The organism is Rhodanobacter sp. GW835-FHT13D09 (genome assembly GCF_058793995.1).
The window spans coordinates 52,018-75,506 of the sequence record NZ_JBXAGL010000001.1 but is presented as its reverse complement, the minus strand read 5'-3'; the positions used below and the strand labels follow the sequence as shown (position 1 = coordinate 75,506).

The window sequence follows — 23,489 nt, the reverse complement described above, 5'->3', positions numbered from 1 at the left end:
AGAGCGAACCGGCATAATCCGAGCGATGGATTGGACAAACACATGAACGCGGTCGAGATTGAAGAGGCCCTGTCGGCCCTGGCGCTGGAGCCATTTGACGGGATCGAATTTCCCTATGCCTTTCTGGCCGCGCTGGGTAACAAGGAGACCACGCTCAAGCGGTTGCGCAAGGGCGACAGCAATGCCTCCGACGTTGCCGGTGGCGTGCTCCAACGCAGCAACATCCACCTGGCTGTGTGCGCGCCCGGCGCGGTGGTTGCTACCCTCAACGCCCTCAAGGCCAGCCCCAAGACGGCCCAAGCCAAGGCCAAGATCATCCTGGCTACCGATGGCGCGTGGCTTGAGGCGGAGGATCTCACCAGCGGCGAGCACATCGCCAGCGACTTTAAGAACTTCCCGGACCATTTTGGGTTCTTCCTGCCGCTCGCCGGCATCTCCACCGTAAAGGAGATCAAGGACAACCCGATCGATGTGCGCGCAACGGGGCGCATGAATAAGCTCTATGTCGAGTTGCTGCGCGAGAACAAGGATTGGGCCAAGGAGGCACGTCGGCACGACATGAACCATTTCATGTCCCGACTCGTCTTCTGTTTCTTTGCCGAAGACACAGACATCTTCCAAGGCGCCGATCTGTTCACCCGAACGCTGGAGAAGATGAGTGAAAGCGATGGATCCAACACCCACGAGGTGCTGGAAACCATCTTCCGCGCCATGAACATTGCCGGGAAGGATCGTCCGAAATCTGATCTGCCACGATGGGCTGTGCCATTCCCCTACGTGAACGGCGGTCTGTTTTCAGGAAGCACCGACGTCCCTCGGTTCACCCGCACGGCGCGAGCGTTCCTCTTGCGTGCTGGAGATCTGAATTGGAAGGAGATCAATCCCGACATATTCGGCTCCATGATCCAAGCGGTGGCCGATGACGAAGAGCGCGGCGCACTGGGGATGCACTACACCAGTGTTCCGAACATCCTGAAAGTGCTGAACCCCCTGTTCCTGAACGATCTGCGTGCTCAGCTTGAAGTGGCTGACACGAATAAGGTCAAACTGCTGAACTTGCGCAAGCGAATAGCGCGCATCCGCGTGTTCGATCCGGCGTGCGGCAGCGGCAACTTCTTGGTGATCGCGTACAAACACATGCGCGCCATCGAGGCCGAGATCAATCGTCGGCGCGGTGAGGCCAACCTCAAGTCGGAAATACCACTGACCAACTTCCGAGGTATCGAGTTGCGCGACTTTCCCGCCGAGGTCGCGCGGTTGTCACTCATCATCGCCGAGTTCCAGTGTGATGTGCTCCACCGCGGCCAGCAAGAAGCGCTGTCTGCTGTCTTGCCGCTGGATTCACAAAACTGGATTACGTGCGACAACGCCTTGCGTCTGGACTGGTTGTCACTCTGCCCACCAACTGGCAAAAGCGTGAAGTTGGTGGGTGATGATTTGTTCAATACGCCACTGGACCAAGCGGAAATTGATTTCGAGAACGAAGGTGGTGAAACCTACATTTGCGGTAATCCCCCGTATCGCGGTAGTAAGTGGCAGACCGACGAGCAAAAAGCCGACATGGTCAACGCTTGGATCAAGCATCCGAAGCTTGCCAAGACAACGGACTTAGTAACCGGCTGGTTTGCTCGGTTCTTGGATTACGTGGATCAGGTGCCCAACGCTGTCGGGGCGTTCGTGGCTACCAACAGCATTTGTCAGGGGCAACAAGCCATTGACGTGTGGCCTGTGGCGTTTGAGCGTGATTGCGAAATTCGCTTTGCACATACATCGTTCAAATGGGCCAACCTGGCGAGCAACAACGCCGGCGTCACTGTGGTCATCATCGGTCTTGGCAAAAAGTCCAATGCGCCGAAGTTTCTCTACGAAAGTGATCTGGTCAAGCAATGCACGGCAATCGGCCCCTATTTGGTTCCGGACAGCATGGCCTATGTGCAGAAGGCCAACGAGCCCATTGGTGAACAATCGACCATGCTCTTTGGCAACATGCCGCGCGATGGCGGAAACTTGTTTTTGGATAGTGATCTAGCTGCAAAGATGATGATCGTGGATGCAGCTCGGCCGTTTATCAAGCGATTCGTTGGCTCGGACGAGTTGATCAACGGCAGGCAGAGATATTGTTTGTGGATTAAGGACAGTGAAGTTGATGCAGCTAAGGAAAGTGATTTCATCGCAAATCGTTTGAAATTGGTCGCAGCTAATCGCAAACAATCTGATGCTGAATCAACGCGTCAGTTTGCAAAACAGCCGCATCGTTTTGTCCAGATTGCAGGTTCTGCGAAGAAGACAGTCATCGTTGTTCCTCGCGTTTCATCCGAGAACCGGCCGTACTTGCCTGTCGACTATCTGACAAGTGACTACGTTATTGGTGACCGAAATTTTGCTCTATACGATGCACCGCTTTGGAATATGGCTCTCATTGGCTCGCGTCTGCACTGGGTGTGGATTGGGGCAGTCTGCGTGCGCCTCGAAATGCGCTTCTCGTACTCCAACACACTCGGTTGGAATACCTTTCCGGTGCCCACACTGACCGAACAGAACAAGGCCGATCTCACCCGCTGCGCCGAGGACATCCTCCTGGCACGCGAGGCACATTACCCCGCCACCATCGCTGACCTGTATGACCCGGACGACATGCCGGATGACCTGCGTCAAGCGCACGATCGCAACGACGAGGTGCTCGAACGCATCTACATCGGCCGGCGATTCAAGAACGACACGGAGCGACTGGAGAAGTTGTTCGATTTGTACACGAAGATGGCGGCGAAACCGAAGAAGGGGAGCAGGACGCGATGAACACCACGGACAATCCGACCAACCAGCACAGTGTTCCGTCGGTGTCGATTACGACGGCGCGCACCGGCGCCAGCAGCACAACGAATGCGTTGGGCATGCGCCCGATGCAGGAACGCGCTTACGCCAAGCGCGGTGAGCAGTACCTGCTGATCAAATCCCCTCCGGCATCGGGCAAGTCGCGGGCGCTGATGTTCATCGCGTTGGACAAGCTTCACCACCAGGGCTTGAAGCAGGCCATCATCGTGGTGCCCGAGCGGTCCATCGGGGGCAGTTTCGCCGACGAGAATCTCACCGAGCACGGCTTTGATTTCGATTGGATCGTGCGACCGCAATGGAATCTGTGCAACGCGCCCGGCGAGGACAACGGCAAGGTCGCCACCTCCAAGATCAAGGCGGTGGGGGAGTTCCTGGCCAGCGCCGATCCGATCCTGGTGTGCACCCATGCCACGTTCCGGTTTGCCATCGAAGAGTACGGACTGGCGGCTTTTGACGGCCGCTTGATTGCAGTAGACGAGTTCCACCACGTGAGTAGCAACCCGGACAACAAGCTGGGCAGCCAGTTGACCGAACTCATCGGACGGAACCAATGCCACGTGGTGGCGATGACGGGATCGTACTTCCGTGGCGACACGGTGGCGGTACTGTCGCCCCAGGATGAAGCGCGGTTCGAAACCGTAACCTACACCTACTACGAGCAGTTGAACGGCTACCAGTACCTCAAGTCGCTGGACATCGGCTACTTTTTCTACACGGGTCGCTACCTCGACGCGATCATGAAGGTGCTCGATCCCGCCCTGAAAACCATCGTCCACATCCCTAACGTCAACAGCCGCGAGAGCCTGAAGGACAAGCATAAGGAGGTTGAAGAAATTTTGGACCGCCTGGGTTCGTGGAAGGGGCGCGACGAGACCACCGGCTTTCACTTAATCGAGCTGCCGGATGGGCGCGTCATCAAGGTCGCGGATCTGGTCGATGATGGGGACGCGGCGCGGCGCACGAAGGTGCTCTCCGCGCTGAAGGACCCGGCGCAGAAGAACAACCGCGACCACGTCGACATCATTTTGGCGCTCGGCATGGCCAAGGAAGGGTTCGACTGGATCTGGTGCGAACACGCGCTCACCATCGGCTACCGCAGCAGCCTCACTGAAATCGTCCAGATCATCGGTCGCGCCACCCGGGATGCCCCCGGCAAAGAACGCTCGCGGTTTACGAACCTGATTGCCGAGCCAGCAGCCGATGAGGCCGCTGTGGTCGATGCAGTCAACGACACCCTGAAAGCCATAGCGGCCAGCCTACTGATGGAGCAGGTGCTCGCACCTCGATTCGAATTTACCCCGAAGAACAATGGTCAGAAGGAGGGGTTCGATTACGGGGAGGCCGGATACCAGGAAGGGCGCACCAATGTCGGCGTTAACGCCGCCACCGGTCAGGTCCATGTCGAAGTCCACGGCCTGGCCATGCCGCAAACACCTGAGGCCGCGCGCATCTGCCGCGAGGATCTGAACGAGGTCGTGACCTCCTTTATCCAGGACAAAACGGCGGTGGAACGCGGCCTGTTCGATCGGGAAAATACGTTGCCCGAAGAGCTGACCCAGGTGGCGATGGGGAAGATCGTCCGAGACAAGTATCCGGAGCTCAGCTCCGAGGATCAGGAGGCCGTCCGCCAACACGCGATCGCGGCGATGAACGTCACCCAGCAGGCCAAGCAGATGCTGGCCAAGGCGATTGACACGGAAGGTGGCGAACAGGGCACCACCGCGCTGATCGACGGCGTGCGCAAATTCGTGAATGTCCGTGACCTGGATATCGACCTCATCGATCGTATCAATCCGTTTGATGCGGCGTACGCCGTATTGGCCAAAGCGATGGATGAGAAGGTCCTGCGCCAGGTACAGGCGAGCATCGCCGCCAAGCGCGTGGCTATCCCCTACGAGGAGGCCAAGGATCTGGCCATGCGGGCGCTGCAGTTCAAGACCGAACGTGGGCGGGCACCAGACATCAACGCGCAGGAGCCCTGGGAGCGGCGCATGGCCGAGGGTATGGCCGCGCTGGCCCGATACGTCGCCCAGAAGAATGCCGGAGCCGGCAATGTCTGAAATGGACGACGAAGAGCTACTCCGTGCGTTGGGCGTTGAGGTCGCACCCATCAAGACCGGCGGTCGAACTGCTCTGGAAGAACGCCTGATTGCAGGGTTCGAGGACATCATGCGGTTCACCGATACGCATGGGCATCCGCCGCAGCACGGCGAGGAACGCGACATATTCGAGCGCTTGTACGCGGTACGCCTCGATCGGTTGCGCGGGATGCCCTCTGCGCTTGCGCTGCTGGCCCCGCTGGACACGCATGGGTTATTGACGGGCCCGGCCCCTGCAGTCCTATCAGCGACCGACACCCTGGACGACGAAGCGCTGCTTGCCGAACTGGGGATGATCCCATCCGACGACAGCATCACGTCATTGCGCCACGTCCGATCGTTTGATGAGCGGCGCGCCGCCGAGGACATCGCCAACCGGATCCGGTGCGCCGATTTTGCAACCTTCCAGCCGGTGTTCGACCAGGCCGAGAGTGATCTGAAGGCCGGCCTGCGCAAGACGCAGCCGTTTGAGCAGAACGCCAGTGTCGAGATGGGCGACATCTTCATTCTCGCCGGACAGATGGCGTACGTCGCGCACGTTGGCACACCCATCAAGGCGCCGAACGGCGAAAGCGATGCGCGCTTGCGCGTCATCTACTCCAACGGCACGGAAAGCGATTTGCTGCGCCGGTCGTTGCAGCGAGCGCTCTACAAGGACGAGACCGGACGCCGCCTGGCCCAGGTCAACGCCGGCCCCCTGTTCGGCGACGAGGCTGAGGAGGGCGACATCGCCAGCGGCACAATCTATGTGCTGCGCAGTTTGTCCGATCACCCCTATGTCGCCGAGCACCGCGATCTGATCCACAAGATCGGCGTCACCGGCCGCCGGGTCGAGGAGCGCATCGCCAACGCGGTGAACGACGCTACGTACTTGTTGGCCAAGGTGGAGGTTGTGGCGACCTACAAGCTGTCCAACATCAACCGCAGCAAGCTCGAAGCGCTTTTCCACAAGATCTTTTCGCCAGCGCAACTGGATCTGACGATCCCCGATCGGTTCGGCAAACCGGTGCATCCCAGAGAGTGGTTCCTGGTGCCGCTCCCGGTGATCGACGAGGCGGTAGCGCGCATCCGTGATGGCAGCATCACCGGCATGGTGTACGACCCAACGACAGCGCGCCTCATCGAGGTGCGTTGAGCGGCGCCCGTGACTTAGGTGCCCAGGTCGAGACCGGGCTGGTCGAGTGCGGTCTTATGGTCATGCACCTTCACAATCACGCGCTGCAGCTTGAGGGCGGTCCCTGACTTCGTCTGTGTCACACGCACATCGCAGGTGAGGATATCGCCCTTACGGAACGCTTCCCCATTGTTCACGCGACCGATGAAATCCTCGTCTTCCATCGCGTAGCCCAGTGTCTCGGAGCCATTCCACATTTTCCACTTGTTGCCGTCTTTGAAACTGAGGCTCTCGATAACAAGCCCCATGCGGCTGGTGCTTTCGGTCAGGGTCTCCTCATCGCCGATGGGGTGGTAGAACAGGGCGTCATCCGTGGTGGCTTGCACGAGCTGTGCGCCATCGGAGGAAATCTCAATCTGATTCACACCGGGTTTGGATAGGGCCGCGCCGATGAATTGGGCGGCGGCTTCGCCGGCTTTTTTGTCCAGCGTCAAATGCAACGATGGTGTGTTTACAACGATGATGTTTCCCGAGTTGTTAGTCACATTGATCGAGTGATCGTTGATGTGCTGAACCTTCGCCGGTTCCTCCCCCTTGAGGAACCGATACAGCTCGATGGATTCTTTGACCGTTGTGGCCACGCTGATCAGGTTGGGCAACATCGGCAAGGTGGCGGCCGTGGCCTGCATGACCTGGAACATGAGGTCGGTACCGAATGACGCGTGCTTGAACGCTGTGATATCAGCGGTCACCTGCACATCCTCGCCGTACAACTTGTGGGCCGCCGCGACCACAAAATTGGAGAACGCCACCATGTTGGCGGCGGCGTCGTAGACGTTCATAGTGCCGTCGTCGACGGCGGGCCCTTGATAGCGCAGCAGGATGCTCACACCACGCTCCTCCTCGCGCTGAAGTTCGTCAGTCATCCTTCCCTGTCCCCGTCTCACGCGCCGCGACAAGCGCCCCTAGTGCCTATGTAGCACGTCGCAATGGATCCGACCAAACTTGGTCCCTGACTGAGTCGCGCCGCCATTGGCGCCCGATGTGTTTGGCGCATCGGAACGAGCCACTGCGGCCGTGCGTGGACGCCTCAACTAGGTGGCTAGTGCAGGTAGGCTTGGTTCCCGGTGTGGTGGGAACCTTGGAGCCCGTCAATTCGGACCGACTCGGCCACCGCCTACATGCCTTCGCTCCTTCCGCCGATGCCCCCACGCTCACCGCCGGTGGCATCCTGTTGGTGCCCGGTGAGTCTGGACCGATCCGACTGCCTGTCAGGCGTAAGCCGACACGGAACGCAGTCTTGGTGGAACCGACGAGCAGGGCACTTCGACTCAAGGGACGCTCGCTGTGGCACGGCAGCCTGAGCGATAACGCGAACATCCCAGAAACGCACCATTGCGCCCATTCTTCATCTGTAGGACACCCTGACGGCAGATCGGGCACGTATCGCCAACCTTGACGGCCTGGCGAATCCGTTGCGAAGGCGCTGGGATCCGGGGCGCCTGTCGCGCTCCATCCGGCGGGTTGCAGGTGTAATCGCAAGCCGGAAACCGACTGCATCCATGGAATACGCCACGCGGACCCGGCCGGGGCTGCATGACGCCCTGTTCACACTTCGGGCAGGGATCCAACGCGTCGCCGCCGATCGGTTCGATGGTCAAGTGCTTGCTCTGTACCAGTTCGAGCAGGAACTGGGAGGGCTGATTCAACGTTGTGTAGAAGCGCACCTGCTTGCGGGCGCGGGTCATGGCTACATAAAAGAGTCGGCGTTCCTCCGCGAAGGGGAACGGATCGGGCGCGGGCATCGCCAGCTGGAGGGCTGGGTCGTCTTGGATCTGGCTGGGGAAGCCGCGGGTTCCCTGGATGACGTTGAGCACGAAGACGTATTCGGCCTCCAGCCCCTTCGATCCATGCGCTGTCCGGAACACGATCTTCAATCGGTCGCCGAAACGGGCTTTCCATGCACTCAGGGCAACAGGCTCATCGTCCCGATAGCGGCCCAGCAACATGATGGTGACGTGGTGGCCTTTGGCCGGTATGAGCTTTCCTTCGCGGGCGTAGCGGTGCATGTCCTCGAGTTGCTGCTCGACGTGGGCGGGGATGAGGGACTTGTCCGTGAGGCCGTAGGCCAGCATGGGTGTCTTGGTTAGTGGGTTGGTCGTCCGGACAACCTTGGCGATCTGAGCGGGGTTTGCCTGGATAAATTCGCTCGAAACATCGCAAAGATCCTGGGGGCAACGGAACGTGGTGTTCAACGTCAGGCGCGTGGCATGTTCAAAGGTCTTTTCGAACTCCGTCATGACGGAGATATCTGAGCCGGCGAACCGATTGATGCCCTGCCAGTCATCCCCCACGACGCACAGATGCGTGGGCACCGTCGGGTTCTTGGCGAGTGCCTTCAGGAGCCGGATCCGTGAGCGGGAGCTGTCTTGGAACTCATCGGCCAGGATGACGGTGTAGGGACTCTTGAACTGCCCGGATTCGACGTGCATGGCCGCTTGGATCAGCATGTCCTCGAAGTCGATGAACCGCCCCGCACGGAGCCGGCTTTCCCACTCCGCGGCGATCCGCTCGTACAGCGCGAGGTATCGTTTCAATCGCCCCGCATAGCCGTCTTGGGATTGAACCGCCAACGCTTCGTGCAGCTGCAGGTGCGATAAGCCATTGTTCTTGACGTGCTGCTGAAAGACTCGAAACGACCGAGCCAGGTCCTGCTCGGGGATGGGTTGCAGCCTGTTGGTCTCGCGACTGGAATCGTATGTGGGCTGGACTCCCCGTGCCGTCAGAGCCTGCGTCAATACCTCGAACGCTTCGTCAGTTTTCAGGGTGTGCGAGGTCGTCTCCACGAGGTCGGTGCCTTTCTCAGCGTGGAGCTGGCGTTTCCATTCCACGCCGCTCATGTAGCCCTTGAACCTTTTCGGGGGCTCGCCATTCTCGTTGAGAGCGAAGTGCTCGTGATAAAGCTTCGCGTCGGGGTAATAAAAGTCCGGGAAGTATTGTCGGTGCTGCGCGTCGGCGGTTTCGTGTTCGTAGGGTCGTTCGTACTCGTAGGCCACTCGATGATAAAAAAGCCAGTCAGCGATGGTCCGCTCTTCCTTGCTCTTGACGACCTCGCCATTAGCCGTCAGGAACCCGCGCTTGCCATCACCATAGGCATCGGGCTCCTGGGGCTCCCCCCACTTGCCGACATCGCGTCCGTAGATGGTTCGAAACAGGTCCCAATCGCGCTTGAACCGCGGGTCTTGGGCAGACAGAGCGTGGACGATGTCCACCACCTCCCGGATGTCGGCTCCGGGATTATCGGGTGCCACCCACGGTGCCAGCGAAGGCTTCTTGCCGGTGGCTTTGCCGATCACCTCAATACCGAACGAGTGGAAGGTGTTGGACCGGACCTGGTCGACGTCCGGCACACCGTGCAACTGCTCGGCGATGCGTTCGCCCACCTCGTCTGCTGTGGCTCGGTTGAAGGCCAGCAGGAGGATTTGATCCGGCGTAGCCAATCCTTCGTGAAGGACGTACCCCGTCTTGGCCACCATGGTGGAGGTCTTGCCTGAGCCCGCCGCCGCGACCACCATCACGGCGTCGTCCATGCATACGCACGCATAGATCTGCTCGTCCGTCAGAGGGTTTTTCTCGACGGTGTCGAAGAACGGTTTTCGGGCTTTTCGCTGTTTCGCCAAAAACTCCTGATTTTTTGACTCTACAGTCTTCGTCACCGTGACTTCGGGCGTTGCGTCCCCCATGACTTGCGCCCAAGTCCGGCCTGGCCATTCGGGTGCAGGGTGCTTAGCAATCCCACGAGGAACTATTCCTTTTGGAACCCAACCCTTGGTGTGCATGAAAGGGATCAGCCCGGAGAGCCAGCGTTCTAGGGCGACCTTGAACGCGGCTTCGTTGTGTGGGTAGACCCTCTTTTCCAACTCGATGTTGGGCGACCCCGTCCACTCGGGCCAGGCGCGCCCCTTGCTGCGAGCGAGCTTGGCCTTTGCGTGGGTCAGAATGGAGCCCCATGAAATGCCGCCAGGTGTGTTGGGAGGCTTGGCTTGGATCAAGGCCCGCTCGATCGCGGCCGCGGTGATGAACGCACCCGGCGTTGGGCTCAATCCCGCAATCGCTCGATCGAGCCACGACTCGAGTGCCGGAACCTGGTTTGCGATGAATCCAGACAGGGCTTCTGCAGTGGCCTCGTCCACGGCCCGGTGCATCTCCTGGGCCTTCTCGTTCGGAATGCCGTCGACCGTCCGGGTCCGTTTCTGGGCGCCATCCAGGAAGTCGAAGTGGCAGGTGGCCCACATCACCCCGGTCGCCACGCGCACTGCGCACAGCTGGACGAGGCTGAAGGATGCCGTGGGTTGGGTCGCCTCCTTCAACGTCAGGAAGCTACCTGAGATCTTGGCGTGCCACGAATTGCTGCTGGTGAATAGCTCACCAGGCTTGGTAGATGCCCACTCCATAATCACGTTCCCTGCTCCCCAGACGGGCATCTTGCCATGGGCTAATGGCGACCGGTGGCCTGATCAGGTGGGGAAGTCGTTTCGCGGGGCATACTGTTACTCCCAATCACCGCCCAATGACACAGGGGCCCTGCATGGCCGATCTTCTCTTTCTCGACACCGAGTGGAACAACGATGCCGTGCGCGAGTTGGCCAGCTTGGCCTTGGTCAACGCGGATGCTACCCAATGCTTCTACGCCGAGCGGGCTCCACGACCCGGAGCGCCGTCATCCTTCGTCAGCAAGGTGGTCTATCCGCTCTTGGACGGCGGTGACGCAGCGCTCTCGGATGAGAACTTCGGTGAACAACTACGAGGGTTCGTAGCGTCCTTTGACCACCCACGCATCCACTTCGACGGGGCGATCGACAAGAGGCAGTTGGCGAGGGCGCTGACGGGGTTTGGAACGTGGAGCGGTGAGGTGCCGGTGTGGGAGCCGGTGCTCGTCACACGCCAAGACGTCCTGGGTGAGCTGGAGATCTATTTCGGGTGCAGACCCGAGAAGGCGGCGCGCCGACATCATGCCGCAGTGGACGCCGAGGCATTGCGCGCCGCTTACATCACGATAGTGGGTTTGTGAGGTGCACACACCGCTCAACTTGATCGCCTGAACCGACCGAGATTGATCAGCTCTCCGGCACAATGATCATCTATCGACACAGCGGCAGATATCGGCCAAGAGCCGACAGTCGTGAAAGAACTCGTGTCCTGCTCATTAGCGGACATTCGAATCTGTTTCGATCTTATGGCGCGGAAAGTATCGGCTTACGGAAGCTTCGGTTGCCGCCTTACGGACATGCGATAGTGTACAAACTTCTCGCCTAGCTCAACTAGGCGACTGAGATTTGCGTAAATTGAGTACGCGATCTCAAGTTACCTAGTGACGAAGCTCCATTCTTCAGCGACGCCGAAACATCGCGCGCTGCTGACCCGAGCCTTCAACGAAGACGTCTTCTCGAGTGAGATGACGACAGGCTTCGAGAACGTCCCAAGGAATTTCGCCCAGTTTATCGGCCACATCGACGTAGGAGATCATTACGCCAGATGGCCACGACATGCGAACCCGCCGAATGAGATCAGGAAGATCAGGAACCGATGATGCATCATCGTCGACGTAGCCGCCCATGAGCAGGATGCGCCCCCTCCAGACAATGAAATGGCTCTCGCAGCCGGTGTCGCGCCAGACGGAGGGGTACAGCGTCACGCCCTTATCCCCTCCCTGGTAGTAGCGCCACGCCTTCCCCGCCCGGCGATCAAGGTTTATGGGGATATCCTCGCCACAGCCGCAGGGACATTTGAGCATCATCCACCTGGGCTGGCCGCGTTGGATGATGACAGCATCGCCAGGCTTGCCGAGCAGGGTGCCGATGTCGGAGCGAGACTCGACTACCGCCTTCAAGTTTAAATCAAGATTCTTCACTGGGTAACTTGTTTGCTTTCCATGTCGACGAAATTCGGCAGCCCTACGAGAATCCACTCAGCAAGTACGTAGGCCATTGCCCTAGTCTGTTCCTTCCTGATGCAGTGTTCCTCGGCGCCGCTTCTGTTATCAGTGTCGAAATTGTGGGCGTTGCATGCCTTATGCATCAGTTCGGATGCAAGTACCAGCGCATATTGACCTGATTTCAGTTCGTGCTGACGGGCCTGCATCCGAATTTGCATCACACAGTCGAAGAACCATGCCGAACCGTCAATGGGGTGACAGGAGGTAACTCGGCCGTTGAGGAGCAATTCGGGGGCGAAAAGGCACTTCACCGAATCCAGAATTGACGCTGTATCTCGACGGTCACCGACGAAGCCATCGACAAAAAGCCCACCCTCCAAGCATGCCAGGTCGCGGAGTACGGGTACCTCAGCCTGCACGCTTTCAAAATCGATAAGTATGGCGTCGTCGCCGCGCACCATAACGTTGGTGGCATGAAGGTCACCATGGATGACTCCCATGCTGACTGGACGACTGTCGCCCTTGAGGAGCAGCTCGCTTAGTTCTTCAAGACTCTTTGTTGCGCCATACTTATCGAATAGGGGCTGTCTAAAACCTGGGATGGGAAGAAGCCTTTGATGGAGGTATTCCTGAAGAGAAACGTCCTTCGGTACCGCACAATTATGCCAAGCGCGAAACGTCACATTGAAGAGGTTAGCGATCAAGGCTGCAGCACGACCGCCGCGTACGCAGTCCCGCAGGGGCACAGCACCGCCGACGAAGTCGCTAACGACGATGCCAGATTGATGTCCCAGAGCGCAGCGATCCAGGCGCAGTCTTGGACCCAGGTGGTAGGGCAGATGCTCAAGCGCTAGATCGCAGTACTTCATGAACTCGGTGGCAACCTTTCCGCGATCGCCGATTTTGACAAAATAGCGAAAGGGCCATTGCCCGCCGACCTGGTCTACCCGTTGGTGTACGTACGCTCGATAGGCGTTCACGCCTGACAACCCATTTTGCAGTGGTTCCAGACGGACTTCGGCACTGTCCCAGAACGCACGTTGCACAAGCAAGGCATGTTCTACGTCAAGCTCATCTTCGACGTCATCTGGATCGCAGAGCACAACGCGCGGACCCGGTGCGAACGCTTCTCCAGGCGGATGCCACTGAAGGTACGAAAGCACCCCTTGCCAGTCGTCCGATAATTCAAGGACATGAACCAGAGGCGTCAGCTTCGTTGCGTTGAAATCACCGGACCAATCGCCTAGATAGTCGAACTCCTTTTCGGTCAGCCCGGATACTGGCAACTGCAGGGCGTTGATTGCCTCGACGAAAAATCGCCTCAAATATTGAGTGCCAGCATCAGGTTTCACAGGTAGAGGCTGGACAAAGACGAGACACCCGTGCTGCAGCAGCGCAGGAGCCATTCGCTCTAATTGATTGGCAATCTGGCGCGGGCGCTTGTGAGACTGGCGGAAAATAACCGCAGCCGTGGTAGCCAAGCGCCCAGGCTCCAGGAGAGAGGCATCACTGCAGCGATAGATTTTGTAGCCCGGCAGTGCATCAAAATCTATATCGATGCCCTTAGGGATCTCTGGCGTCCAGTCCTCGTCCACTAAACCGATGCGGTTGCGGGATCGAACAGCCGAGAACTTGTGAATGGTCACGACTAGTCCTGTCGTGCAAAGAGGGGTTGCAAATCACCACGGCCAAACACGCCCTGTCGTGAGCAGATAAAACAGCCATCCTGGGGCGTGGCGCGCGCAGGCCGCAGTGTGGAGGCGGAGGCGTTGTAGATCAGGTGTCGCGGGCCTACCGGGACTGCCGTCACTATGCCCAGCAACATGGTCACTGCCAGGGACACAACGGTACCATTGAGCGAAATGACAGATGGCGCAGGTTCGTGAGCCCCTTGAATGTACGGGTCCGCCTTGCGCTCGAAAGCACTCATCATGTCTCGGCGTACTTCCTCAGAGCTCAACAGCCCGGAACACCACAGGCAAGCTTGGTCAGGGCCGAGCAATTGGACTCGACCATAGACGCCAGTAACCTGACCATCGTGGGTCGTGATGGTCGAACCAACATCAACGCAAGGGATCAAGTACTGGTAGGCGACCTGCTGTATGACAGAACGACTACCGTGGCTGTCCGTGCAACACAGGATGATATCGGCACTCAGAAGTTCCTTAGCCACCGAGGCGTGAACGACATCACCGACGACCGAGCGGACGCGAGCCGTCGGCGCGATCGCCTGAACATGACGCCGCGCCAGTTCGGACTTAGGCAGGTCGACATCGGACTCGCTTGCGCCGACCACTCGATTTAGGTTTGTCAGCTCCAGATGGTCAGGGTCGATCAGCACGAAGTCCCGCACACCGAGATGAGCGAGCTGCTGTGCCGCTATCGAACCTGTGCCGCCGAGACCCACGATGCCGACGCGCAGTTCCTGTAGCACCTTCTGCCCCTCGATGCCGAAGGCTCGGACTTGCCGATCGAACATCGGAGCAGCCGTTGTCTCCTCACGATGCGCATCGAACTCGACGGTCAACCTATCTCCGACCGACACAACCCGGATCATATCGGGACGACCCAAGAGCCGAGCACACATTCCTCCGTCACTCAGTACCAACGCAGCATGGGGCTCCTCAAGACCCCGTCTCGCTAGGAATGCAGCGAGTTCGCGTTCGCCCTCGTCATCCGTGCGGGAGAACCGTGGCGACTGGTCACCTGGATGAGTGTGCACGAATACCAGCGAGAGACTGGCGAGCTTGGCGCGCTTAGTCACCCGCGCCACGAAATCGGGTCTCAATTCGGCATGGATGGGGCTTCGTCGGGCGTAGTCAGCATCCTCGGGAAGAACAATCTCCCGGACGAGTAACGCCCGGCGCCCCTGTTCGAGTCGCGACGTCAATAGCACAGCGCACCGCTCGTCTTTGTGCCCTAGCACGGTTGAACGCAGTGCGGCCAAGTCGCTGGAGGCGATGCGCAGGTCGATCATTGCAAGAACGCGAGCCGGTTGAGAATCACCTTGTAGAAGGTGATGAGCGTGTCTCGGCTGGGGTTCCAACTCTGCACATGCCAAGAGAACCACGTCGTGGTGCGTCCAGGTTCAATATCGCCGGGAATGGGATTGGCATCGTTGGTGTTCTGCGGCGTTTGACCGCCAGCAAGCCGGAAGTTATTTGGCTCGACCCAAAAGCAGTCGGGCTGAGCCGCAGGGTAGCCCGGCGGGGCCACGAACAGAACGTCCGCCGCAGGGCGGTTCCAGCCGGTGACGGACACTGCCGGAATGCGAATCAGCATACCGCCGTTGGACAATTGCGTGGGTACGGGCGGCTGAAAGCCGTTGGCCGCGCAGTGCTCGACGAGCTCTTGAAGTTGGGCCTGGATCATGCGCAACCAAAAGTGGCAGGTGGAACGGCGTAGAAATGCTTCGGCGGGTTCTGAAGATCGAGGCCCTCGCCATCGGAGAGAGCACGGTCTGGAGCATCACCATGCTCCTCAAGGAAAAGTTGATAGTTGGCGGGCACGCCGGCTATCGCCTTGATCTCCATAGTCGTCAGCGAGGCACGGTCGGTGTCGAACTTCTTGTTGTCGACGAAAAAGTGATAGTTGGCGGGTTTATGTTCGTTCATGGTGGAACTCCTGGTGTCCGGCGTGAGCCAAAGGCGGAAATCCTAGAGGCTTCTGAGCCGCAGCGAGCACGTCGGTCATCTCTGCGCGATTCACAAGCTCCAGCGGCTGGGTAGCCAGTGACTGGTCAGGCGGGCGGTCCAACTGCAACTGCCGCAGAAGATAGAAAGCGAGAGCCTTTCGGCAAGATAACTTCAGGCGGCCGCGGGACATGTTGAAGTCGATCTCGGTGGCGCGCCGCTGGCCATCAGTCAAGCCCGCCCGAGGCGCGAGAACAATGTCCATGTGGGTATGCCACGACTCGTCGTCGACTCCGGATATGACGGTCTCGCGACGGTCTTGCACAGCGCGAATGCGCGAGATCACGAAGTCCCTGAAGTCGCCATTCTCGTGACACCAAGCCCTGACGTGCCAGCGCTGGCCATCGGATGCAAGCGCGTGGGGCGCGATCCAGCGCAGGGTCGGGGACGGTCGGCGCATCGACTGATACATGACCTTCAACTCCTCACCGTCGCGGATGGCCCATAGGAGCTGCAGCAACGTATCCGTAACGATGGGGCGAGCGGGATATCGCACGACGTCGCATGTGGGCTGCCAGCCAATGAACGATGATGCGGTCGAGAGAGCGCCTGAAGACAAAACCACCAATTCGTCTAGGTACGACTGCGGGTCATGGCGAGCCGTGGCGGGTTTGAACGCGGCGGTAGCGCGATAGGTCTTAAGGCTCTTGTCGTACTCCAGGTTTCCAGGAGCAAGCTCGGCGTAGCGGGCCAGGTCGGCAGAAGCCTGCTGGGGCGAGATCCGGAAGAATTCAACCAAATCGCTGCGATTAACTGTGCGCTCCCAGCGCAGGCGGAAGTCTATGAACTCAAGCCGACGCTCCGCACCCCAAGGGGGCAAATTGTCACGAATCTCCGGTGGCATAGGAATCATTCGATTTAGTAGATGCATCTATTATGTAGACCCATCATGCCATGCGGACGTGACGGGTGCAAGCGATCCAAAGGACCTGACACTACGCTAGGCCCTTCGATGGTCCGTTCTCTACCTCGTCAATGCAGAGTGGAACTTCCGTTTGGGGTCGGTTTCCGCCGGTCGACATGGGCTTGCAACTGATGAGACTGGTCGGCGGGCTGGTCACTGTCGATTGGTCGTGTGATGTATTCGCCCCGATGCACGCATGAGGTCTTTCCTCTCACGACCAGCGTGAAACCCGGGCCTGGACGACCCAGTCCTGATTAGCCCGAGCTAGGCCGTTTTGGATTACTAACTCTGGCTAGTGATCCATCGGCCGGCCAACCTTTTCTGGTCAATTCGCACCGCCCCGTGGGCCTTGTTCCTGGTGTGGTGGTACGCCATCAGCGCTCCAGGCTGTCCTGGATTGGGTTACCCGTCTCTCGTGCCGGCGACCATGTCGACCGAGGATGAGCGTTCGCTTTCGAAGGTTGCGGGGCGACGGCGAACATGCCGAACGCATCCGCGGACCACTTCACTCCGTTCTCGTCGCGACCAGCGCGGGTCGTCATCTCGGCCGACTTGTCCGGGAAGTCCTTCAGGTTGGGCCAATCCCAAGCACCCGAGGCTCGCTTTAGGAGTCGGCCAAGTAGTGGGCGCTATCCACGCTTTGAGATGGTCCTGTCGCCGACTTGTTGGTGCGTTCGGGCGTGGGCATTTAGACGGCTAAACGGGGTCAAGGTTTGGGCGGCGTCCAACCCCTTTTTGGGGGTTGTACCCGGGTCAAACCCCCCGTTTTTGACGTCCAAGTTCCGTCCAAGTTGGCTATCCGATGGGTCTGTGTGCCCCGGAACCCGCGCCCCGCTTGGGTTGTTCAGCATACGGATATTCTGGCGCATGAACGGGGTGTGCTTGGTGAGATCGTCTTGGCTCATGCAATGCAAGTCTTGGCGTGGTCGCGCGGAACAGGTAGAACGGTGCCCCTGCGCGTGGCGCAAAGTTTCGTCCAGTCCGGGAGTCTCGCATGGAGTTGTTGTCCGTTCCTACCGATGCCGAGTTGCTGACGCTGGCCGGCGAGGTGGCCAGCGAGGTGCAGCGCTGCCGGCTGATGCTGGTGACGGCCGAGTCGTGCACCGGCGGCTGGATCGCCAAGACCCTGACCGACCTGCCGGGCAGCTCGGCCTGGTTCGACGCCGGCGTGGTGACCTACAGCTACGAGGCCAAGGAGGCGCTGCTCGGGGTCAATCCGCGCACGCTGGAGCAAAGCGGGGCGGTCAGCGAGGAAACCGCGCTGGAGATGGTATCCGGCGCGCTGGCACGTTTCGGCGCCGGCGTGGCGGTGGCGGTGACCGGTATCGCCGGACCATCTGGCGGCACCCTGGACAAGCCGGTCGGCACGGTATGGATCAGCTGGAAGCGTCGCGGCGGCTACGGTCATGCACGGCAGTTCCATTTTCCGGGCGACCGCGAGGCGGTGCGCCGGCAGACCGTGGCGGCGGCGCTCATCGGCCTGCGCAAAACGCTGACGGAGTGAAGCGCGATCCGCCGCCAGACCCGCTTGGCCAGTGTGGGATACTGGCTGTCAACGTCGATTTCCCGTGATCGCGCCCCTTGATCGCAGCCAGTGAGATCCGATCGGGGCATCATGCATTCCAATCACAGCCCAACCGGAACACAAGACGATGGATGACAACAAGCGCAAGGCGCTCACCTCCGCCCTCGGCCAGATCGAAAAGCAGTTCGGCAAAGGCGCCGTGATGCGCATGGGCGACCGCGTCAACGAACCGGTCGAGACGGTCTCCACCGGTTCGCTGGGGCTGGACATCGCGCTCGGCGTCGGCGGCCTGCCGCGCGGCCGCGTGGTCGAGATCTACGGCCCGGAATCCTCCGGCAAGACCACCATGACCCTGCAGGCGATCGCCAACTGCCAGCGTGCCGGCGGCACCGCCGCGTTCATCGACGCCGAGCACGCGCTCGACCCGAGCTACGCGGAGAAGCTGGGCGTCAAGGTCGACGACCTGCTGGTGTCGCAGCCGGATACCGGCGAGCAGGCGCTGGAAATCGCCGACATGCTGGTGCGTTCCGGTGCGGTCGACATGGTGGTGGTCGACTCGGTCGCCGCGCTGACCCCGAAGGCGGAAATCGAGGGCGAGATGGGCGACTCCCACGTCGGCCTGCACGCCCGCCTGATGAGCCAGGCGCTGCGCAAGCTCACCGCCAACATCAAGAAATCCGGCTGCCTGGTGATCTTCATCAACCAGATCCGCATGAAGATCGGCGTGATGTTCGGCAGCCCCGAGACCACCACCGGCGGCAACGCGCTGAAGTTCTACGCCTCGGTGCGCCTGGACATCCGCCGCATCGGCGCGGTGAAGAAAGGCGAGGAGATCATCGGTTCGGAAACCCGCGTCAAGGTGGTCAAGAACAAGGTGGCGCCGCCGTTCCGCCAGTGCGAGTTCGAGATCCTGTACGGCGAGGGCACCTCGCGCGAGGGCGAGATCATCGAACTGGGCGTGGCGCAGAACCTGATCGACAAGTCCGGTGCCTGGTACAGCTACAACGGCGACCGCATCGGCCAGGGCAAGGAGAACGTGCGCCAGTTCCTGCGCGACAACCCGGCGATCGCCAACGAGATCGACAAGCAGCTGCGCGAGCGCCTGCTGGTCCCGGCGGGCCGCCCGGCCGCCGCCGCGGAAGAGGCGCTCGAGGAAGCGTGATCCGTGTCTGTTGACGGTTTTCCGCGGAAGAGATGGCCCGGCTTGCCCGGGCCATGTCCGTTTGCGTGGCCATGAAACGCCGCGCCGGCCGCGATCGTTCCGGCGAAAACCCGCCGGCCAAGCCCCGGCCCAGCGCCTACGACAAGGCGCTGGGCCTGCTGGCGCGCCGCGAGCATTCGCGCAAGGAACTGACGGCCAAGCTGCGCCAGGGCGGCTACGAGGGCGACGAGGCCACCGCCGCGCTGGACCGGCTCGGCGAGCAGCACTATCAGGACGACGGCCGTTTCGCCGAGGCGCTGCTGCGCAACCGGATCGCCCAGGGCTACGGCCCGCTGCGCCTGCGCGTGGAGCTGAAAAGCCATGGCCTGACCGACACGCGCATCCGCGCATTGCTGGACGTGGCCGAGGTCGACTGGGACGTCTCGGCCGCTGTCCAGCTGCGCCGCCGCTACGGCAGCGCGGGCACGGCGGACCCGGCCGAACGCTCGCGCCGGGCGCAATTCCTCTTGCGCCGCGGCTTTGCCGCCGCCACAGTACGGAATGTTACCCACGCCGAAGTGGACGAAGCCGACGATATTTCCTGAAACCCGCCATCCGTGGATGACGGGCTGACGGGTCGATCGGCCTGGCCGCGGTGTGGCCTTTGTCGCCTGCCACCTTGATCCGCATGAAAACCTCCGACATCCGTTCCGCCTTCCTCGACTACTTCCGCTCCAAGGGTCATACCATCGTGCCGTCCAGCTCGCTGGTGCCGGCCAGCGACCCGACGTTGCTGTTCACCAACTCGGGCATGGTGCCGTTCAAGAACGTGTTCCTCGGCAGCGAGAAGCTGCCTTACGTGCGCGCGGCCGACGTGCAGCGCTGCCTGCGCGCCGGCGGCAAGCACAACGACCTGGATGCCGTGGGCTACACCGCGCGCCACCACACCTTCTTCGAGATGCTGGGCAACTGGTCGTTCGGCGACTACTTCAAGCGCGAGGCGATCGTCTGGGCGTGGGAGCTGCTGACGGAAGTCTTCGGGCTGCCGGCGGACAAGCTGTGGGTCACCGTCTACCACACCGACGACGAAGCCTTCGGCATCTGGAACAAGGAGGTCGGCGTGTCGGCCGAGCGCATCGTGCGCATCGGCGACAACAAGGGCGCGCCCTATGCGTCCGACAATTTCTGGCAGATGGCCGACACCGGCCCCTGCGGTCCATGTACCGAGATCTTCTACGACCACGGTCCCGGCGTGGCCGGCGGCCCGCCCGGCTCGCCGGACGAGGACGGCGACCGCTACATCGAGATCTGGAACCTGGTGTTCATGCAGTTCGATCGCGCGCCGGACGGCACGCTCTCGCCGCTGCCCGCGCCATGCGTGGATACCGGCATGGGCCTGGAGCGCCTCGCTGCCGTGCTGCAGCACGTGCATTCGAACTACGAGATCGACCTGTTCGCGCACCTGATCCGCGTGGCCGGTGAGCTCACCGGCACGAAGGATCTCGCCAACAAGTCGCTGCGCGTGATCGCCGACCACATCCGCGCCTGCGCATTCCTGATCGTCGACGGCGTGCTGCCGTCGAACGAGGGTCGCGGCTATGTGCTGCGCAGGATCATCCGCCGCGCGCTGCGGCATGGCTGGATGCTCGGCGTGCGCGGCGACTTCTTCTGGAAGATGGTGCAGCCGCTGGTCGAGGAAATGGGCCAGGCCTATCCCGAGCTGCCGGCGAAGCAGGCCTTCGCCGAAGACGCGTTGCGCACCGAGGAGCATCGTTTCGGTGAAACGCTGGAGCACGGCATGCGCCTGTTCGACGAGGTCGCGGCGAAGTCGGGCAAGACCATCCCCGGCGCCGACGCGTTCCGCCTCTACGACACCTACGGCTTTCCGGTCGACCTCACTGCCGACATCGCGCGCGAGCGCGGGCTGAAAGTGGACATGGCCGGCTTCGAGCAGGCCATGAACGAACAGCGCGAGCGCGCCCGCGCCGCGGGCAAGTTCGAGGCCAGGGGCCAGATGCCGGCCGAACTGGCCAGCCAGCTCAAGCCCACGGTGTTCCTCGGCTACGAGGCGTTGCAGGCGCAGGGCAGCAAGGTGCTTGGCATCGTGCGCGGCGGCCGGCAGGTCGAGCAACTGGCTGAAGGCGAGGAAGGCCTCGTGATCCTCGACCGCACGCCGTTCTACGCCGAGTCGGGCGGCCAGGTCGGCGATACCGGCACGCTGTCCAGTCCGGTTGGCCGCTTCGAGGTCGGCGACACGCTGAAGATGGGTGGCGTGTTCTTCGGCCACGCCGGTCGCTGGCATGGCGCGCAGCCGTTGCGCAGCGGCGATGTAGTCGAGGCTGCCGTGGACGCGTCACGGCGCCAGGCGATCGTGCTCAACCATTCGGCCACCCATCTGCTGCACGCCGCGTTGCGTCAGGTGCTTGGCACTCACGTCACGCAGAAGGGCTCGCTGGTGGCGCCGGAGCGGCTGCGCTTCGATTTCTCGCACCACAAGCCGATGAGCCACGACGAGCTGGCCCGGGTCGAGGCGCTGGTGAACGCCGAGGTGCGTCGCAATGCGGCGGCCGAAGTGCGCAACATGGGCTACGACGATGCGATCGAGTTCGGCGCGATGGCGTTGTTCGGCGAAAAATACGGCGACGAAGTGCGCGTGCTGAAGATGGGTGATTTTTCCACCGAACTGTGCGGCGGCACCCATGTCGGCCGCACCGGCGACATCGGCCTGTTCAAGATCGTCGGCGAGGCCGGTGTGGCCTCGGGCGTGCGTCGCATCGAGGCCGTGACCGGTGCCGGCGCGCTGGCCTGGGTGGCCGACGAGGAGCGCCGCCTGGCCGAGTTTTCGCAGCTGCTCTCCAGCAGCGGCAACGATGCGGTGGACAAGCTGCGCCAGCTGTTCGACCGCCAGAAGAAGCTGGAGCGCGAGCTGGAATCGCTGCGCAGCAAGGCCGCCGGTTCAGCTACCGCCGACCTGGCCGGGGCGGCGAAGGATGTCGACGGCATCAAGGTGGTGGCGGCACGCCTGGAGGGGCTGGATGCGAAGTCGCTGCGCGACAGCGTGGACCAGCTCAAGCAGCAGCTGGGCGACTGTGTGATCCTGCTTGCCGGTGCGGCGGATGGCCGGGTTTCCCTGATTGCCGGAGTGCATGGCAAGGCGCTGGGCCGGATCAAGGCCGGCGGCGTGGTGGCGCACGTCGCCGCGCAGATCGACGGCAAGGGCGGCGGGCGTCCGGACATGGCCCAGGGCGGCGGAACCGACGTGCCGAACCTGCCGGCGATCCTGGCGGCCCTGCCTGAGTGGATCGCCACCCAGTAGCCCGTTCGGAGCATGAACGGCAGGCGGTTTGGCCCGATCCAGACGCGTTGCGCATGGGAATAAGGCTCAAGTACTATCGGCCACGTGTCGGTGCTGCCGGGAACGGTTGCATCGCCAGTCAGGACGCTCAGGAGTGTTTTGGCTGTGAGCCGGGAAGGCGGTAGGGCCTTCGGCGGATCAATCGTCGAACTGCGGGATGGCGGACGCTCAGGGGTGAGGCACCGCCAGCCCGCAAGCCTGTGACCAACAGCTTTATGGAGTAGCAACCATGTTGATTCTGACCCGCAGGGTCGGTGAAACCCTGATGATCGGCGACGAGGTGACCGTTACCGTTCTTGGCGTGAAAGGCAATCAGGTACGCATCGGCATCAATGCGCCGAAGACGGTAGCCGTCCACCGCGAGGAAATTTACCAGCGGATCAAGGGCGAGAATGAAACGGACGGCCCGCCGGGCGAGTCCGCCGGGCATTGACTGCGCGGAGCGCGCGAATTTAAGTCTTTACCTCGACCACGCCGGTCGGTATCCTTGCCGGCTCCGCAGCGATGCGAAGAAACCCCCGGAGAGATGCCCGAGTGGCCGAAGGGGCTCCCCTGCTAAGGGAGTATAGGGTCAAAAGCCTTATCGAGGGTTCGAATCCCTCTCTCTCCGCCAGATACGCAAAGCGCCCCGCAAGGGGCGTTTTGCGTATCTGGCGGAGAGAGGTGGTGGACGAACCAGGGTTCGACGAATTTGTCGGGAACAAATTCGGACAGCCGCAGGCTGGCCCTGCAGCGCGCAGCGCGGAAGGGTGAATCCCATGGATGGGATTCACAATCCCCCCGTGCCGCAGTCCCGCACGGCCAATCAAAGCCACGCCCCGCAAGGGGCGTTTTGCGTATCTGGCGGAGAGAGGTGGTGGACGAACCAGGGTTCGACGAATTTGTCGGGAAC

At 61.2% G+C, this 23,489-nt stretch carries 17 protein-coding genes and 1 tRNA gene; 10 read left to right on the top strand and 8 right to left on the bottom strand.

The features are described from left to right. Positions 1 to 42: 42 nt before the first annotated feature. From AC1Q5A_RS00350 to AC1Q5A_RS00340, 3 genes are read left to right on the top strand one after another with little or no spacing between them, the layout of a single operon-like run. Entirely contained in the window at positions 43 to 2,796 is a 2,754-nt protein-coding gene (locus AC1Q5A_RS00350) for a class I SAM-dependent DNA methyltransferase (RefSeq protein ID WP_492697115.1), read from the top strand. After that, positions 2,793 to 4,892: a DEAD/DEAH box helicase gene (locus AC1Q5A_RS00345; protein WP_492697114.1), complete on the top strand. Its 2,100-nt coding sequence runs from the start codon at positions 2,793 to 2,795 to the stop codon at positions 4,890 to 4,892. Before AC1Q5A_RS00350 ends, AC1Q5A_RS00345 begins: the two co-directional genes overlap by 4 nt. Next, positions 4,885 to 6,066 carry a GIY-YIG nuclease family protein gene (locus AC1Q5A_RS00340; RefSeq protein ID WP_492697113.1) on the top strand — a complete coding sequence of 394 codons (1,182 nt, stop codon included), beginning with the start codon at positions 4,885 to 4,887 and terminating at the stop codon, positions 6,064 to 6,066. Before AC1Q5A_RS00345 ends, AC1Q5A_RS00340 begins: the two co-directional genes overlap by 8 nt. 14 nt (positions 6,067 to 6,080) lie before the next feature. Here the strand turns inward: AC1Q5A_RS00340 and AC1Q5A_RS00335 are convergent, their stop codons facing one another. Both AC1Q5A_RS00335 and AC1Q5A_RS00330 read right to left on the bottom strand, forming a co-directional pair. Then, a complete protein-coding gene (locus AC1Q5A_RS00335; protein ID WP_492697112.1) occupies positions 6,081 to 6,971 on the bottom strand; it encodes an LAPAL motif-containing putative phage structural protein in 891 nt (296 codons plus the stop codon). A gap of 405 nt (positions 6,972 to 7,376) precedes the next feature. Next, positions 7,377 to 10,499 carry a UvrD-helicase domain-containing protein gene (locus AC1Q5A_RS00330; RefSeq protein ID WP_492697111.1) on the bottom strand — a complete coding sequence of 1,041 codons (3,123 nt, stop codon included), beginning with the start codon at positions 10,497 to 10,499 and terminating at the stop codon, positions 7,377 to 7,379. Positions 10,500 to 10,633: 134 nt separating this feature from the next. Here AC1Q5A_RS00330 and AC1Q5A_RS00325 point away from each other — a divergent pair, with 134 nt between their 5' ends. Further along, positions 10,634 to 11,116, top strand: a complete 483-nt coding sequence (locus AC1Q5A_RS00325; protein ID WP_492697110.1) for a hypothetical protein — start codon at positions 10,634 to 10,636, stop codon at positions 11,114 to 11,116. A gap of 318 nt (positions 11,117 to 11,434) precedes the next feature. Here the strand turns inward: AC1Q5A_RS00325 and AC1Q5A_RS00320 are convergent, their stop codons facing one another. From AC1Q5A_RS00320 to AC1Q5A_RS00295, 6 genes are read right to left on the bottom strand one after another with little or no spacing between them, the layout of a single operon-like run. After that, the gene (locus tag AC1Q5A_RS00320; RefSeq protein WP_492697109.1) at positions 11,435 to 11,956 is read right to left on the bottom strand and encodes a ubiquitination-like system serine protease family protein; all 522 of its coding nucleotides are present in this window, start codon (positions 11,954 to 11,956) and stop codon (positions 11,435 to 11,437) included. Beyond that, positions 11,953 to 13,626, bottom strand: coding sequence for a phosphotransferase (locus AC1Q5A_RS00315; protein WP_492697107.1), 1,674 nt, complete (start codon positions 13,624 to 13,626; stop codon positions 11,953 to 11,955). The genes AC1Q5A_RS00320 and AC1Q5A_RS00315 overlap by 4 nt, the downstream gene beginning before the upstream one ends. Before the next feature lie 2 nt (positions 13,627 to 13,628). Continuing rightward, positions 13,629 to 14,957: a ThiF family adenylyltransferase gene (locus AC1Q5A_RS00310; RefSeq protein WP_492697106.1), complete on the bottom strand. Its 1,329-nt coding sequence runs from the start codon at positions 14,955 to 14,957 to the stop codon at positions 13,629 to 13,631. Further along, the gene (locus AC1Q5A_RS00305; protein WP_492697104.1) at positions 14,954 to 15,352 is read right to left on the bottom strand and encodes an E2/UBC family protein; all 399 of its coding nucleotides are present in this window, start codon (positions 15,350 to 15,352) and stop codon (positions 14,954 to 14,956) included. The genes AC1Q5A_RS00310 and AC1Q5A_RS00305 overlap by 4 nt, the downstream gene beginning before the upstream one ends. Further along, on the bottom strand, positions 15,349 to 15,594 hold the full coding sequence (locus AC1Q5A_RS00300) for a multiubiquitin domain-containing protein (protein ID WP_492697102.1): 246 nt from the start codon (positions 15,592 to 15,594) through the stop codon (positions 15,349 to 15,351). Before AC1Q5A_RS00300 ends, AC1Q5A_RS00305 begins: the two co-directional genes overlap by 4 nt. Further along, positions 15,581 to 16,516: a helix-turn-helix transcriptional regulator gene (locus tag AC1Q5A_RS00295; RefSeq protein ID WP_492697100.1), complete on the bottom strand. Its 936-nt coding sequence runs from the start codon at positions 16,514 to 16,516 to the stop codon at positions 15,581 to 15,583. Before AC1Q5A_RS00295 ends, AC1Q5A_RS00300 begins: the two co-directional genes overlap by 14 nt. 1,054 nt (positions 16,517 to 17,570) lie before the next feature. On the opposite strand from AC1Q5A_RS00295, the gene AC1Q5A_RS00290 reads away from it, so the two are divergent. The 6 genes from AC1Q5A_RS00290 (at position 17,571) to AC1Q5A_RS00265 (ending at position 23,210) form a co-directional block, all read left to right on the top strand. Further along, a complete protein-coding gene (locus tag AC1Q5A_RS00290; RefSeq protein ID WP_492697098.1) occupies positions 17,571 to 18,080 on the top strand; it encodes a CinA family protein in 510 nt (169 codons plus the stop codon). Positions 18,081 to 18,228: 148 nt separating this feature from the next. Continuing rightward, on the top strand, positions 18,229 to 19,263 hold the full coding sequence (gene recA / locus AC1Q5A_RS00285; protein WP_492697096.1) for a recombinase RecA: 1,035 nt from the start codon (positions 18,229 to 18,231) through the stop codon (positions 19,261 to 19,263). 71 nt (positions 19,264 to 19,334) lie between these two features. Continuing rightward, positions 19,335 to 19,847: a regulatory protein RecX gene (locus tag AC1Q5A_RS00280; protein ID WP_492697094.1), complete on the top strand. Its 513-nt coding sequence runs from the start codon at positions 19,335 to 19,337 to the stop codon at positions 19,845 to 19,847. Between the two features lie 83 nt (positions 19,848 to 19,930). Beyond that, on the top strand, positions 19,931 to 22,558 hold the full coding sequence (gene alaS, locus AC1Q5A_RS00275; protein WP_492697092.1) for an alanine--tRNA ligase: 2,628 nt from the start codon (positions 19,931 to 19,933) through the stop codon (positions 22,556 to 22,558). A 268-nt stretch (positions 22,559 to 22,826) separates the two neighbouring features. Beyond that, a complete protein-coding gene (csrA, locus tag AC1Q5A_RS00270; RefSeq protein WP_492697089.1) occupies positions 22,827 to 23,030 on the top strand; it encodes a carbon storage regulator CsrA in 204 nt (67 codons plus the stop codon). A gap of 87 nt (positions 23,031 to 23,117) precedes the next feature. Next, positions 23,118 to 23,210, top strand: a tRNA-Ser gene (locus tag AC1Q5A_RS00265). Positions 23,211 to 23,489 lie beyond the last annotated feature (279 nt).